Origin of the sequence: Mycobacterium sp. H4Y (assembly GCF_000364405.1) — a bacterium.
GTDB classification, from domain to species: domain Bacteria; phylum Actinomycetota; class Actinomycetes; order Mycobacteriales; family Mycobacteriaceae; genus Mycobacterium; species Mycobacterium intracellulare.
Window position 1 is genome coordinate 2441905 of the sequence record NZ_AKIG01000001.1, and the last position, 14071, is coordinate 2455975.

The following is a 14071-nucleotide window of genomic DNA, read 5'->3' on the forward strand; positions in this document are numbered from 1 at the left end:
CAGTGGCTTTCAGTGTGCGGCCACGGCGGCGACACGCCGAAGAATCGCGCCGACGATTCACACTCAACGCCCAGGTTTCACACCCGATGCGGCCGCGCTACATATCCAGGCCGATGTCGAGCACCCCCACCGAATGTGTCAGCGCGCCGACGGCCAGGTAGTCCACCCCGGTCGCGGCGTAGGCGGCGGCGTTTTCCAGGCTGAGGCCGCCGGAGGACTCGAGCAGGACGGCCGGCGCGCGCGCATCCCGGCGTTGCACCGCCATCTGCGTCTGCCACACCGGGAAGTTGTCCAGCAAGATCAGCTCGGGCTTTTCGGGCAGCACCTCGTCGAGCTGCTCGAGTGAATCCACTTCCACCTCACACGGCAGGTCCGGCGCCGCGTCGCGGACCGCGCGCAACGCCTCGACCACCGAGCCCGCCGCCACCACGTGGTTGTCTTTGATCAGCGCGGCATCGCCGAGCCCGAGGCGGTGGTTGACGCCCCCGCCGACGCGCACCGCATATTTCTGCAACACCCGCAGGCCCGGCAGGGTTTTGCGGGTGTCGCGCACCTTGGCCTTGGTGCCGTCCACGGCGGCCGCCCAGTGCGCGGTGGTGGTGGCGATCCCCGACAGGTGGCAGATGAGGTTCAGCATGGTCCGCTCGGCGGTCAGCAGGCCGCGGGTTTCGGCCCGCACCGTCAGCACGGGCTGCCCCGCCTGCAGCCGGGCGCCGTCCTCGACGCGGTCGATGACCTGGTAGCCGCGCGCGCCGAGCACCTCGTCGAGCACCAGCAGCGCGATGTCGATGCCGGCGATCACGCCGGGCTGCCGGGGCACCATGGACGCGGTGGCCACCGCGTCGGCGGGCACCGTCGCCAGCGTGGTGACGTCGGGGCCGTAGCGCAGGTCCTCGACCAGGCCGCGCCGGATGGTTTCGCGCGCGGCGGTGAGTTCGCAGTCGGACATCGAGGTCATACGACCGCCGCCAAGGCCTCCACCAGCACCGAGTTCTGGTCGTCGGCCAGTCGCAGCACGTTGCTGCGCGCCTGTTCGGCCACGGTCTGCGGGTGTTCCTCGCGGTGGTGGCAGCCCCGGCTTTCGGTGCGGGCCAGGGCCGCGGCCGTCACCGCGCGGGCGGCGACGGCCAGCGCGACGTCCTCGAAGTCGCGACGACCCGCCACGGCGCGCGCCTTGGCCCGCGACAGCGTGGTGGACAGCCGGGTCAGCCCGGCGGCGTCGCGCACCACCGACGCGTCGCGGCTCATCGCGCGCTGCAGCTCGGTGCGCTCGGGCGCGGTGTGCGCAAGCGGCTCAGCGGGCTCGGGTGCGACCGCCCGGGCGGGCCCGGCCGCCGCGGCGTGCGCGGCCGCCGCCCTGCCGGCGCGGCCACCGACCACCAAACCTTCCAACAGGCTGTTGGACGCCAACCGGTTGGCGCCGTGCAGGCCGGTACGGGCGACCTCACCGGCGGCGAACAACCCGGGCAGCTCGGTTTGGCCGCACACGTCGGTGACGATGCCCCCGCAGCTGTAATGCGCCCCGGGCACAACGGGAATGGGTTGACGGACGGGGTCGACGCCAGCGGCCCGGCAGGCGGCCGTCACCGTCGGGAACCGGTTGGCGAAGTCCCCGATGTGGCGGGCGTCGAGGAAGACGCACGGGTCACCGGTGGCCTTCATCCGCGCGTCGATGGCCGCGGCGACGACATCGCGGGGGGCCAGGTCGCCCATCGGATGAACACCGGCGGTTACCGAATCCCCTTGCCGGTCAATCAGTCTGGCGCCCTCTCCGCGGATGGCCTCGGTGACCAGCGGGCGCCGCCCGCCGGCGGCCCCGGGCGCGAAGAGCATCGTGGGGTGGAACTGGATGAACTCGAGATCGCTGACCGCGACGCCGGCCCACAGGCCCAACGCGATTCCGTCGCCGGTGGATCCCTCCGGGTTGGTGGTCGCGCCGTACAGGTGCCCGAGCCCCCCGCTGGCAATGATCACCGAGGGCGCGCCGATGATTCCGTATCCCTGCGGGTTGCCCACCAGGACGCCGGTCACGGCCGCGCCGTCGTGCAGCACGCGCAGGGCCACGTGCCCGGTGCGGATGTCCAGCGTGCGCGCGGCGTGGTCGAGTGCGCGCTGCACCTCGGCGCCGGTGGCGTCACCCCCGGCGTGCACGATGCGCCGCCGCGAGTGACCGCCTTCGCGCGTCAGCGCCCACTGGCCGGGCGCGGATTCGTCGAATCGTGCTCCGTCGCCGACCAATTCGGTCACGGCCGCGTACCCGTCGGCGACGATCGAGTAGACCGCCTGCGGATCGCACAGGCCCGCCCCGGCGACCACGGTGTCGGCGACGTGCGCCTCGACCGAGTCGTCGTTGTCGGGCAGGACGACTGCGATGCCGCCCTGCGCGTAGTGGGTCGCCGTCGCGCCGCGCGCCTGATCGGCCTTGCTCAGCACGACGACGCGGCGCCCGGCCCGGTGGGCGGCCAGCGCGGCGGCCAATCCCGCGACACCGGTGCCGATCACGACGACGTCGGCGCTGTCAGTCCACTGGGGACGGGCGGTCATTCGCCACCGCCCGGCTGGCCGATCTCGATCATGCGCTGCACGCTGCGCCGGCCGGCGGCCGCGATGTCGGGGTCGACGTCGACTTCGTCGGCCCCCTCGACGAGGCAGCGCAGCAGGGCCGCCGGGGTGATCATCTTCATGAACTTGCAGGAGGCGCGGTCGTTGACGGCGCGGAAGTCGACCTGCGGCGCGGCCCGCCGCAGCTGATAGAGCATGCCGACCTCGGTGGCCACCAACACTTTTCGCGCGTTGGTCTGGGTCGCGGCGTCGAGCATGCCGCCGGTGGACAAGATCTTCACCCGGTCCGGGGGGAACGCGCCTTCGCCGGCGAGGTAGAGGGCCGATGTGGCGCAACCACATTCGGGGTGCACGAACAGCTCGGCGTCGGGATTCGCGCGGGCCTGGTCGCCCAGTTCGTCGCCGTTGATCCCCGCGTGCACGTGGCATTCGCCGGCCCACACGTGCAAATTCTTGCGGCCGGTGACCCGGCGCACGTGGGCGCCGAGGAACTGATCCGGGCAGAACAGCACCTCGCGGTCCGGGTCGATGGACTCGACGACGTCGACCGCGTTGGACGACGTGCAGCAGATGTCGGTGAGCGCCTTGACCGCCGCCGTCGTGTTGACGTAGGAGACGACGACCGCGCCGGGGTGCTCGTCCTTCCACGCGCGTAACTCGTCGGCGGTGATCGAATCGGCCAGCGAGCAGCCGGCGCGCTGATCCGGGATGAGCACCGTCTTGTCGGGGCTGAGCATCTTGGCCGTCTCGGCCATGAAGTGCACGCCGCAGAACACGATGGTGTCCTCGGCCGCCTCGGCGGCGATCCGCGACAGCGCCAGCGAGTCGCCCACGTGGTCGGCGACGTCCTGGATCTCGGGCAGCTGGTAGTTGTGCGCGAGCACGGTGGCGCCGCGCAACTTCGCCAGTCGGCGAATCTCGGCGGCCCACTGCGCATCGGCGACCACGCCGGCGTAGCCGGTGGGCGAATTCGTGATGTCGGCAACCATGTCTTCGGCGAGCGTGTCCATGCGATTGATCACCGTCATGGGGGCTCCTTTCAGCCAGGAGGTTTTCGACTTATAATCGAAAACATGGCCCATCGTAGCACCGCCCACGAAGTGCTCGCGGTCGTGTTCCAGGTTCGCGAAGTCACCGACGAGGTTGCCAAGGGGCGACCGACGGCGAAACCGCAGCTGAACGTGCTGTTATGGCAGCGCGCCAAGGACCCGCAACGCGGCGCGTGGTCGCTGCCGGGCGGGCAGGTCCGCAACGACGAGGACATGATCACCTCGGTGCGCCGCCAGCTCGCCGAGAAGGTCGACCTCAAGGAGCTGGCCCATCTGGAACAGCTCGCGGTGTTCTCCGACCCGCACCGGGTGCCGGGCGCCCGGGTGATCGCGTCCACCTTCCTGGGCCTGGTGCCCTCCCCCGCCAGCCCCGAGCTCCCGCCGGACACCCGCTGGCACCCGGTGAACCGCCTGCCACCGATGGCCTTCGACCACGCCCCGATGGTGGATCACGCCCGCACCCGGCTGAACGCCAAACTGTCCTACACCAACATCGGGTTCGCTTTGGCGCCAAGGGAATTCGCGCTCTCCACGCTGCGCGACATCTACGGAGCGGCGCTGGGGTATCAGGTCGACGCGACGAACCTGCAGCGGGTGCTGGCGCGGCGCGGCGTCATCACCGCGACCGGCACCATCGCGCAATCCGGCCGCAGCGGCGGGCGCCCGGCCGCGCTGTACCGGTTCACCGACGCCGCGTTGCGGGTCACCGACGAATTCGCCGCGCTCAGGCCGCCCGGGGTCCCCGGCTAGGCTTACCCGAACGCGTCGTTGCAGCGACGCGCCATCCGGTCGGCACCCGTGACGTGTCTGGCCCGCCCGCAGGTGACGAGAAGTCGCTCACAGCGCGGCGATGACGTTTTGGTTACCTGCCGTTCGTACGCGAGAATGCCGGGTGGCCACGAAGGGAGCCTCAATGGCTGAGCTCGGCAACCTGGCAGGCACGCATGGCGCGGAATGGATCGCCCGGCCGCCCCACGAGGAACTGCAGCCCAAGGTGCGTCCGCTGCTGCCCTCGGACGACCCGTTCTACCAGCCGCCGCTGGGATTCCAGCACGCCGAGCCCGGGACGGTGCTGCGCTCGCGCGACGTCGAGTTGGCATTCCTCGGCCTGATCCCGCAGCCCATCAAGGCCGTCCAGCTGCTCTACCGGACCATGGACATGCACGGCCAGCCGGAGGCGACCGCGACGACGGTGATCGTCCCGACCGACCTCGCCCCGGGGCGTCCCTGCCCGGTGCTGTCGTACCAGTGCGCGATCGACGCCGTGTCGTCGCGCTGCTTCCCGTCCTATGCGCTGCGCCGCCGGGCGAAGGCGTTCGGGGCGATCGGCCAGTTCGAGCTCTTCCTGATCGCCGCCGCCGTCGCCGAGGGCTGGGCCGTCTCCGTGCCCGACCACGAAGGCCTGCGCGGCTTGTGGGGGGCGCCGTATGAGCCCGGCTACCGGGTCCTGGACGGCATCCGGGCCGCGCTGGGCTCCGAGCGGCTCGGGCTGTCCAAGTCGGCCCCGATCGGGCTGTGGGGGTACTCCGGGGGCGGCCTGGCCAGCGCATGGGCCGCCGAGGTGTGCGCCGAATACGCGCCGGAACTCGACATCGTGGGCGCGGTGCTCGGCTCGCCCGTCGGGGACCTGGGCAACACCTTCCGGCGGCTCAACGGCAGCTTCCTGTCGGGCTTGCCCGCGCTGGTGGTGGCCGCGCTCGCGCACATCTATCCCGATCTGGACCGGGTGATCAAGGAGCACGCCAACGAGGAGGGGCGCGCCCTGCTCGACTCGCTGGAGAAGATGACGACCGTCGGGGCCGTCGTCCGCATGGCCGGCAAGAACATGGGCGACTATCTCGACGAGCCGCTCGAGAAGATCCTGTCCACCCCGGAAGTCTCGTACGTCTTCGACCACATCAAGCTGGGCGCCGCGGTCCCGACGCCACCGGTGCTGATCGTGCAGGCCGTGCACGACTACCTGATCGACGTCCACGACATCGACGTGCTGGCCGACGCCTATTCGGCGGGCGGTGCGCGGGTCACCTACCACCGCGACGCGTTCAACGAACACATGATGCTGCACCCGCTGTCGGCGCCGATGACCTTGCGCTGGCTGACGGACCGCTTCGAGGGTCGCCCGCTGACCGAGCACCTGGTGCGAACCACCTGGCCGACGATGTTCAACCCGATGACCTACATCGGCATGGCCCGGCTGTTCAAAATCGCGGCCAAGGTGGTCACGGGCCGCAGGATTCGCCGCCGTCCGCTATGACACGGCCGCTTCCGCCGCGCCGCCCCGTCCCACGGGCAGCGCGGCGGAGGCCCGGCGCTCCGGGGGCAGCGCCCCCAGGTCGTCACGGGCGTCCGCAGCCACCCGCACGGCGTACACCAGCGCGGCGACGCCCACCGGCCACATCAGGCTGACCGCGATCTGCAGGGGACGGTCGGAGAAGAACACCGGCGGCGCCTGGGTGACGTAGGCGACGGACGGGCTCTTGCTCAGCGGCACCGCGTCGAAGTCCAAGGCGCCGTAGGCGACCCGCACCAGCCCCGCCCCGACCGCGGCGGCCGCGGCGGCGGCGGTCAGCATGCCGACCGACAGGGCGACGACCATTCCCGGGCCGCGGTGCTGTTGCCATTGCCACGCCCACACGGACGCGACCACCGCCAGCACGGTCAACAGGCCCAGCATCAGGGCGGGGGCGACGAAGAAATGCTCGGACTCGTTGCCCAGATAGTCATGCACCCGCTCGCCGGAGCGGGTGAGCGCCACCACGGCGCGGATCGGCGGCGCGATCCACGCCCACAGCGCGCCGATCAGCAGACCGGTCACCGCCGAGCCAGCCGCGACGAGCACGAGCGCGCGCACCCGCGCCCGGCGGGTTACGGCGACGGGCGGGGCCGGGACGTCCGGGGTGGCCTGCTCGCTCACCGTTGCGCCTCCAGGTCGGCGGAGTCGACCTCACCGTGGCGCGAGCAGCGCGCCCGCCACCCGTCGGGGCGGACCTGCACCACCATCCGGCGCCCGCACGCCGCGCAGAACCGGGGCGGCTCGAGGCCCAGCTGAGCCGCTGTCGGCACGGCGGTGCCCCCTAACTCGCCGGTGTAGACGTTGTAGACGCCGGCGCTGACCGCAGCACCCAGATCGCCAACCACAAGTGTCCAACCCTAGCCGCGGCGAGTCGCTTACAAACTGGCGTTGAGCCCCTTGAGGGGCATCTGCAGGTCGCCGAGCAATTCCAGGTCGGATTCGGCCGGGCGGCCCAGCGTGGTCAGGTAGTTGCCGACGATCACGGCGTTGATGCCGCCCAGCATGCCCTTCTTGGCGCCGAGGTCGCCCAGGGTGATCTCGCGGCCGCCGGCGAAGCGCAGCATGACGCGCGGCAGCGCCAGCCGGAACGCGCCGACGGACTTCAACGCCTCGCTGGCCGGCAGCACCTCCAGGTCGCCGAACGGCGTGCCCGGCCGGGGGTTGAAGAAGTTCAGCGGGACCTCGTCGGGGCCGAGTTCGGCGAGTTCGGCGGCGAATTCGGCGCGCTGCTCAAGGGATTCGCCCATGCCCAGGATCCCGCCGCAGCACACCTCCATGCCGGCGTCGCGCACCATCGACAGCGTCTCCCAGCGCTCCTCCCAGAGGTGGGTGGTCACGACGTTGGTGAAGTACGAGCGCGCGGTCTCGAGGTTGTGGTTGTAGCGGTGCACACCCATGGCCGCCAGCTGCTCCACCTGCTCGGCGGTCAGCATGCCCAGCGAGCAGGCGATGTTGATCTCGACCTCGTTGCGGATCGCCTCGATGCCCGCCGCGACCTGGGCCATCAACCGCTCGTCGGGACCGCGAACCGCGGCCACGATGCAGAACTCGGTGGCGCCGGACTTCGCGGTCTGCTTGGCCGCCTCGACCAGGCTGGGGATGTCGAGCCGGGCGCTGCGCACCGGCGATTCGAACAGGCCGGACTGCGCGCAGAAGTGACAGTCTTCGGGGCAGCCGCCGGTCTTGAGGCTGATGATGCCCTCGACCTCGACCTCGGGGCCACACCAGCGCATCCGCACCTCGTGGGCCAGCGCCAGCAGTTCGTCGAGCCGGTCGTCGGGCAGCCGCAACACCTGCAGGACCTGGTCGCGGCTCAGGCCCTGGCCGTCCTCCAGCACCTGCTGCCGGGCCACCGCCAGGATGTCCTCGCCGTTGCCGGTTTCGGCCGTCGGTCGGGTTGCCGCTTGGGTCACCAGGTACTCCCTTGCCTCTTTCTCGTGTCCGCGCGTGGGGACACATCTGCCCCGTGGTGGCGGCAGCCGGAATGAAAAGGTGTTCAAAGTAGGGTAACGGCCGAAGAACTCCGCCTATCCCTGGGTATACGACCATGGTGACCCCGCACGTCGAATACCTGGCGCACCACTACCTGCTGTTGGCGGCGCCGGCATTCCTGCCTGCGGTGATCGTCGTCGCCGTCATCCTGTACATCGCGCTGCGCGACCGCCGCGAAGGCCGCAACGTCACGAGCGCCACCAAGGCCACCTCCGACGCGTCGAAACCCGACACGCCCGATCAAGAGCGTGATTGACGGGCGCCGGATCTGGGCATTAAACAAACAATCACGAACCTACTTGACAGTAATAAGCGGTTGACTTCAATCGGATCTTCCGGGGCAGCCCGGCGCGAGTGGGAGGCACGACGATGCGGCCGAATGAACTGACGATTGTTGCTGAGGCACCGGCGCGCGGTGCGGGGTTGGACCAGGTGATCGGGCTCTCGATCGCCGCGGTGGTGATCACGTTGCTGATGCTGTGGGTGGGCCACGCCCACCGCACGCACCGCATCACCTGGTTGGCCCGCCTCGCGGACAAGGTGGGCGAAAAATTCCACCGACCGAGCTGGGTCGCCCTGCCGGTGCTGGTGTTCACCACATCGATCATCTGCGCGCTGTTCGGCTTCATCTGGGACGTCAGCTGGCATATCGGCAACGGCCGCGACCCCGGCCCGCTGGCCAACCCGGCGCACTACTTCATCATCATCGGGCTGTTCGGCATCTTCCTCGGCGGGATGACGGCGGTCGTGCTGCCTTTCGAGCAGCCCGGCCCGGCGGCGGTGCGCATCACCCGGAACTGGCAGGCCCCCGTCGGCGGTGTGCTGATGGCCGGCTGCGGCCTGTACGCACTGATCGGGTTCCCGCTCGACGACATCTGGCACCGCATCTTCGGCCAGGACGTAACACTTTGGGGCCCAACGCATTTGATGATGATCGGCGGCGCCTGCTTCTCGCTGTTCGCGGTGCTGATGCTCGAGCGCGAGGGTGAGGCCCAACTGGGCGCCGACGTCCTGCACGGCGCGTTCATCACGTTCCTGCGCTACCTGTCGTTCGGCGGCATGTTCATCGGCTTGTCGGTCTATCAGATCGAATACGACTTCGGCGTCGAGCAATTCCGCCTCGTCCTGCAGCCCATGATGATCGCCGCCGCGGCGGCGCTGGCGGCGGTGGCCGCCCGCATCACCATGGGACGGGGTGCGGCCCTGATCGCGGCCGTCTTCGCCATCGCGCTGCGCGGTGGTGTGGCATTACTGGTCGGGCCGATCCTGGGGGCCCCGATCAACTGGTTCCCCCTGTATCTCGGCCCCGCGCTCGCGGTCGAGTTGATCGCGCTGACTCCGCTGATCAAGCGCCCCATCGCATTTGGCGCCGTCGCGGGCCTCGGTGTGGGGACCGTCGGGCTGTGGCTGGAGTCGCTGTGGATCGCGGCGGTCTACCACTACCCGTGGCCGGTCGGCATGTGGGGCGAGGCGCTGGCCATGGCGGTGCCGGTCGCGGTGCTGATGGGCATGTGCGGCGCGCTGTTCGGCATGGTGCTCACCGGCCAGCGGCTCCCCGGCCGCGCCGCCGGCATCTCGGTGGTGGTGGTCACGGTGCTGGTGATCGGCGGCGCGGTGGCCAACGGCCTGCACATCGTCGTGCCGCGCCAGAACAACGCCGCCATCACGCTGACCGATCTGCCCGCGGCGCCCGGGCAGCGCATGGTCTCGGCCGACGTCCAACTGCAACCGTCCGACATGGTCGGCCGGCATCCGGAGTGGGTGACGATCCTGTCCTGGCAAGGCCGGATGGAGAACAATCGCGGTCTACAGATCGACGAGCTCGAGCAGGTGGGTCCCGGGCACTACCGGTCGACGCGCCCGCTTCCGGTGTGGGGCACGTGGAAGACGCTGTTGCGGGTTCAGGACGGCTACACGATGACCGCGGTGCCGATCTACGAACCGGCCGACGAGGCGATCCCGGCGCCCGAGGTTCCGGCGTTGCCGGCGATGAACCGCCCGTTCGTGCAGGAGATCACGATCCTGCAGCGCGAACGCGACCAGAACGCGCCGGTGTGGCTGTTCACCGCCGGCTCGATCGTGGTGCTCTTCATGACGCTGATGGTCATCGCCGGCCTGACGTGGGGTGCGGGGCGGCTCGGCAACGCCGTCACCGAGCCGGAGCCCGTCGAGGACAAGCAGCCCGCTCCCCGGGCGGCGTAGGGCGATGACGATTCGCGGCACTCTCCTCGCGGCGTGGGTGACGGCGCTGGTCTGCGGGCTGGTCGCCTGCGGCGGTTCCACCGACAAGTCGCCGGCGGCTCCCCTGGTGATCGACGTGACCATCGCCCACGATCAGGTGACCCCGACCAACGCCACACTGCAGGCCAAGGTGCGCCAGCAGATCACCCTGCACGTGACCAGCGACGCCACCGACGAGCTGCACGTGCACTCGACGCCCGATCACAAGTTCCAGGTCGCGGCGGCGCCCCACCAGACGTTTGACTTCGCCGTCGAGGTGCCCGGCAACGTCGCGGTGGAACTGCACCACCTCGACCGGACCATCGCCACCATCCAAGTGCAGCCGTGACCTCCGCCCACGCGGCGGTGGTGCTCGCGCATGGGCTCGGCGGGTCGGGCGACCTTCCGGTGCCGTACGCCTACGCGATGGTCGGGGCGGCATGGGCGCTGACGTTCACCTTCGCCCTGGTCGCTTTCGCCTGGCGACAACCGCGGTTCGATCCGCTGAAGCCGGGCAGGCCCTTGCCGGCGGCGCTGACGGTCTTCGTCGACGCCCGGGCGAGCCGCTGGGCGGCCGCGGCGCTGGCGCTGGTGTTCGCGCTGTGGGCGGTGTCGGCCGGGATCTGGGGCCCCCAGTCGGAGACCAACGCGCTGCTCGGCGCGTTCTACGTGCTGCTGTGGGTCGGGCTGGTGGCCCTGTCGCTGGCCTTCGGGCCGGTGTGGCGGGTGATTTCGCCCATGCGCACGGTGTACCTGCTGCTGCGCCGCGTCACGCCGCGGCGGATCGGCCGGCCGCGGCGGTCCTACCCGGAAGGCTGGGGCTACCGTCCCGCCGCGGTCGGCCTGTTCGCGTTCGTCTGGATGGAACTGGCCAGCCCGAACTCGGCGTCGCTGCCCTGGATCAGGACGTGGATCGCCGCCTACGCCGTGCTGATGCTCGCCGGGGCCTGGCTGTGCGGGCAGCGCTGGCTGGCGCGCGCCGACCCGTTCGGCGTGTACAGCATGGCCGTCTCCCGGCTCTCACCGTTTCGCCGCAATCGGGAGACCGGGCGGATCGTCGTCGGCAACCCGCTCGACCATCTGCCGTCGCTGCCGGTGCGTCCGGGCGTCGTCGTGCTGCTGGCGGTGCTGCTCGGGTCCACCGCCTTCGACAGCTTCTCGTCGTCGCCGACCTGGCGCGGCTTCGCCGATCGGCTCACGCGAGACGTCGGCGTGTCCCCCACTTTAGCGTCGTCGGCGCTACGCACCGCCGGGCTGATCGTCTTCATTTCCGTTGTGGCGGTGACGTTTTCGTTGGCCGCGCGGGCCACCGGCGGCGTGGACCGCGAGCGGCGCCGCGCGCTGCCCGGCCAGATGGCGCATTCGCTGATCCCGATCGTGGTGGGCTACATCTTCGCGCACTACCTGTCGTATCTGGTGGAGCGCGGACAGCAGGCGGTGTTCGCGCTGGCCGACCCGTTCGGCCGCGGCTGGAACCTGTTCGGCCTGGCGCACTTACACGTGGCCTACGTGTTGTCCATGCATCCGCCGCTGCTGGCGGCGATCAAGGTGATTTGCGTGGTCACCGGGCACATCGTCGCGGTGATCGCCGCCCACGACAAAGCCCTGCGACTGCTGCCCGCCGGGCATCAGCTCACCGGACAGCTGACCATGATGCTGTTGATGGTCGGCTACACCTTCACCGGTTTGTATCTGCTCTTCGGTGGGTAGGCGTTGCGGCGTGCGCTCCTCCGTAACGCGAACCCTGACCGAACTCGATTGATGGCGGGGCGCTCGACCGAGCCGGTCCCCCCGGACGAGCAGAACCCGGCCCGGACGACGTGGCGTCGCCTACGAGCGCTGTCCCGATTCAGCATTCAGTCCAAGGTGATGCTGATGCTGCTGGTGGCCAGCCTGGCGTCGCTGGGAGTGATCGGAACAGTCGAATACGTCGCGGCGCGCAACGCGCTGTTGCCCGCGGCCTCCGAGCGGATGACCCAGATGCGCGCGGCGCAGAAACGGGCCATCGAGACCCTGTTCTCGGATCTGTCGGATTCGCTGGTCGTCTACAGCCACGGAACCACCGCGTTGGACGCGGTGCGCGAGTTCACCGCCGGCTTCGACCAACTGGCCAACGCTCCCGTCGACCCCGGGCAGCAACGCGCGCTGGTGGACTTCTACACCAAAAAGCTGATCGAACCGATCGAGCGCGACACCGGCAAGAAGCTGGCACTCGACGCCGTGCTGCCGAGCAACAACGCACAGAAGTACCTGCAGGCGCACTACACCGTGGCGGCGAATCGGTCCTCGGATAAGTCGGCACCCACGCCCGACGACGCCGGCGACGGCAGCGCCTGGTCGGCCGCCAACGCGCGCTTCAACGACTACTTTCGCGAGATCGCAACCCGATTCGAATACCGGGACGCGCTGCTGCTCGACACCCGCGGCAACGTCGTCTACAGCGTGAAGAAATCCGCGTCGCTGGGTACCAACGTCCGCACCGGCCCGTATCGCCAATCCAACCTGCGCGACGCCTACGAGAAGGCGATGGCCGCCAACTCGGTGGATTTCGTGTGGATCACCGACTTCGCGCCCTATCAGGCTCAACTCGGTCAGCCCATCGCGTGGTTGACGGCACCGATCGGTCCACCCGGCAACGCGGCCGGGGTGCTGGCGCTGCCCCTGCCGATCGCCAAGGTGAATCGGATCATGACCGCCGACAAGCAGTGGAAGGCCGCGGGCATGGGCGACACCGCCGAAACGTATCTCGCCGGTCCGGACCACCTGATGCGCTCGGATTCGCGGCTGTTCCTCGAGGACCCCCAGCGATACAAACGGGATGCGGTCGCGGCCGGAACCCGGCCGGCCGCCGTCGACACGGCGATCAGGTGGGGCGGCACCACGCTGGTTCAGCCCGTGGCCACCGCGGCGGTGCGTGCCGCCGACCGCGGAGAGACGGGAACCCTCACCGACACCAGCTATCTGGGCCGGCGCGAACTCGCCGCCTACGCCCCGCTGTCCGTGCCCAATTCCGACCTGCACTGGTCGATCGTCGCGACCAGGGAAACCGCCGAGGCCAACGCCCGGATCATGTCGCTCACCCAGACCCTCGTGATCACCACCACCGCAATGGTTTTCGTGATCTGTGTGGCGGCGCTGCTGGTCGCGCAGATCTTCGTGCGACCCATCCGCAGGTTGCAGGCCGGCGCCCAGGAGATCGGCGCCGGCAATTACGACGTCGCGATCCCGGTCACGTCCCGCGACGAAATCGGGGAACTCACGGCCGCTTTCAACGAGATGAGCCGAAACCTGCGGATCAAGGAAGAGCTGCTGGGCGAGCAACGCAAGGAAAACGACCGGCTGCTCGGGTCGTTGATGCCCGAGCCGGTCGCAAGGCGTTACCGCGAGGGTGAACAGACGATCGCCGAAGAGCACCAGGACGTCACCGTCCTCTTCGCCGACCTCGTGGGCCTCGACGAGATCTCGGGCAAGCTTTCCGGACGCGAACTGGTGGGCATCGTCGACGAGCTGGTGCGGGAACTCGACTCGGCGGCCGAATCCCTTGGCATCGAGCCGATTCGCACACTGCACAACGGCTACCTCGCCAGCTGCGGCCTGAACTTCCCCCGCCTGGACAGCGTCCACCGCACCGTCGAGTTCGCCGTCGAGATGAAGGACATCATCGCGCGCTTCAACGGCAGGACGGGCTACCACCTGGACCTGCGGGCCGGCATCAACACCGGAAACGTGATCAGCGGACTGGTCGGACGATCCAGCATCGTCTACGACATGTGGGGCGCGGCGGTCAACCTTGCTCATCAAACACGCAGCAGCACAACGCAAACGGGGATCTTTGTCACCTCCACGGTGTACGAGGCGCTGCGCGACATCCGCCAATTCACGCCGGCGGGCACAGTGACCGTCGCCGGCGTCGAGCAACAGATCTGGAAGTTGTCGGAAGGATAAGGGCAGGGCC

The 14071-nt window shown here is 69.7% G+C and carries 13 protein-coding genes; 7 read left to right on the forward strand and 6 right to left on the reverse strand.

The window, feature by feature from the left end; all coding sequences use genetic code 11:
- Positions 1 to 97: 97 nt before the first annotated feature.
- From nadC to nadA, 3 genes are read right to left on the reverse strand one after another with little or no spacing between them, the layout of a single operon-like run.
- Positions 98 to 958: a carboxylating nicotinate-nucleotide diphosphorylase gene (gene nadC, locus W7U_RS10690; RefSeq protein WP_008257781.1), complete on the reverse strand. Its 861-nt coding sequence runs from the start codon at positions 956 to 958 to the stop codon at positions 98 to 100.
- Positions 955 to 2544, reverse strand: coding sequence for an L-aspartate oxidase (locus W7U_RS10695; RefSeq protein ID WP_008257782.1), 1590 nt, complete (start codon positions 2542 to 2544; stop codon positions 955 to 957). The genes nadC and W7U_RS10695 overlap by 4 nt, the downstream gene beginning before the upstream one ends.
- A complete protein-coding gene (nadA, locus tag W7U_RS10700; protein ID WP_008257783.1) occupies positions 2541 to 3590 on the reverse strand; it encodes a quinolinate synthase NadA in 1050 nt (349 codons plus the stop codon). Before nadA ends, W7U_RS10695 begins: the two co-directional genes overlap by 4 nt.
- A 45-nt stretch (positions 3591 to 3635) precedes the next feature.
- Between nadA and W7U_RS10705 the strand changes: the two genes are divergently transcribed.
- Entirely contained in the window at positions 3636 to 4361 is a 726-nt protein-coding gene (locus tag W7U_RS10705) for an NUDIX domain-containing protein (RefSeq protein ID WP_008257784.1), read from the forward strand.
- Between the two features lie 163 nt (positions 4362 to 4524).
- Positions 4525 to 5865 carry a lipase family protein gene (locus tag W7U_RS10710; protein ID WP_008257785.1) on the forward strand — a complete coding sequence of 447 codons (1341 nt, stop codon included), beginning with the start codon at positions 4525 to 4527 and terminating at the stop codon, positions 5863 to 5865.
- On the opposite strand, the gene W7U_RS10715 is transcribed toward W7U_RS10710, so the two are convergent.
- Genes W7U_RS10715 through bioB form a run of 3 tightly spaced genes read right to left on the reverse strand, consistent with a single transcriptional unit; the run spans position 5860 to position 7817 of the window.
- Complete coding sequence (locus W7U_RS10715; protein WP_008257786.1) at positions 5860 to 6525, reverse strand: DUF2567 domain-containing protein; 666 nt, start codon at positions 6523 to 6525, stop codon at positions 5860 to 5862. The two genes, W7U_RS10710 and W7U_RS10715, sit on opposite strands and share 6 nt — an antisense overlap.
- A complete protein-coding gene (locus tag W7U_RS10720; RefSeq protein WP_008257787.1) occupies positions 6522 to 6749 on the reverse strand; it encodes a hypothetical protein in 228 nt (75 codons plus the stop codon). Before W7U_RS10720 ends, W7U_RS10715 begins: the two co-directional genes overlap by 4 nt.
- Before the next feature lie 30 nt (positions 6750 to 6779).
- On the reverse strand, positions 6780 to 7817 hold the full coding sequence (gene bioB, locus W7U_RS10725; RefSeq protein WP_008257795.1) for a biotin synthase BioB: 1038 nt from the start codon (positions 7815 to 7817) through the stop codon (positions 6780 to 6782).
- Between the two features lie 134 nt (positions 7818 to 7951).
- Here bioB and W7U_RS10730 point away from each other — a divergent pair, with 134 nt between their 5' ends.
- The 5 genes from W7U_RS10730 (at position 7952) to W7U_RS10750 (ending at position 14061) form a co-directional block, all read left to right on the forward strand.
- Positions 7952 to 8152: a hypothetical protein gene (locus tag W7U_RS10730; RefSeq protein WP_008257797.1), complete on the forward strand. Its 201-nt coding sequence runs from the start codon at positions 7952 to 7954 to the stop codon at positions 8150 to 8152.
- A gap of 113 nt (positions 8153 to 8265) precedes the next feature.
- A complete protein-coding gene (locus tag W7U_RS10735) occupies positions 8266 to 10098 on the forward strand; it encodes a hypothetical protein (protein WP_014382779.1) in 1833 nt (610 codons plus the stop codon).
- A gap of 4 nt (positions 10099 to 10102) precedes the next feature.
- The gene (locus tag W7U_RS10740) at positions 10103 to 10465 is read left to right on the forward strand and encodes a hypothetical protein (RefSeq protein WP_008257802.1); all 363 of its coding nucleotides are present in this window, start codon (positions 10103 to 10105) and stop codon (positions 10463 to 10465) included.
- On the forward strand, positions 10462 to 11826 hold the full coding sequence (locus tag W7U_RS10745) for a hypothetical protein (RefSeq protein WP_008257803.1): 1365 nt from the start codon (positions 10462 to 10464) through the stop codon (positions 11824 to 11826). Before W7U_RS10740 ends, W7U_RS10745 begins: the two co-directional genes overlap by 4 nt.
- A 51-nt stretch (positions 11827 to 11877) precedes the next feature.
- A complete protein-coding gene (locus tag W7U_RS10750; RefSeq protein ID WP_008257805.1) occupies positions 11878 to 14061 on the forward strand; it encodes an adenylate/guanylate cyclase domain-containing protein in 2184 nt (727 codons plus the stop codon).
- Positions 14062 to 14071 lie beyond the last annotated feature (10 nt).

Excerpts from the sequence above, each read along its gene's own strand:
- W7U_RS10735 (WP_014382779.1), top strand. The coding sequence starts at position 8,266 with ATGCGGCCGAATGAACTGACGATTGTTGCTGAGGCACCGGCGCGCGGT.
- W7U_RS10730 (WP_008257797.1), top strand. The coding sequence starts at position 7,952 with ATGGTGACCCCGCACGTCGAATACCTGGCGCACCACTACCTGCTGTTG.
- W7U_RS10750 (WP_008257805.1), top strand. The coding sequence starts at position 11,878 with ATGGCGGGGCGCTCGACCGAGCCGGTCCCCCCGGACGAGCAGAACCCG.
- W7U_RS10695 (WP_008257782.1), bottom strand. The coding sequence starts at position 2,544 with ATGACCGCCCGTCCCCAGTGGACTGACAGCGCCGACGTCGTCGTGATC.
- W7U_RS10710 (WP_008257785.1), top strand. The coding sequence starts at position 4,525 with ATGGCTGAGCTCGGCAACCTGGCAGGCACGCATGGCGCGGAATGGATC.
- W7U_RS10740 (WP_008257802.1), top strand. The coding sequence starts at position 10,103 with ATGACGATTCGCGGCACTCTCCTCGCGGCGTGGGTGACGGCGCTGGTC.
- nadA (WP_008257783.1), bottom strand. The coding sequence starts at position 3,590 with ATGACGGTGATCAATCGCATGGACACGCTCGCCGAAGACATGGTTGCC.
- W7U_RS10705 (WP_008257784.1), top strand. The coding sequence starts at position 3,636 with ATGGCCCATCGTAGCACCGCCCACGAAGTGCTCGCGGTCGTGTTCCAG.
- nadC (WP_008257781.1), bottom strand. The coding sequence starts at position 958 with ATGACCTCGATGTCCGACTGCGAACTCACCGCCGCGCGCGAAACCATC.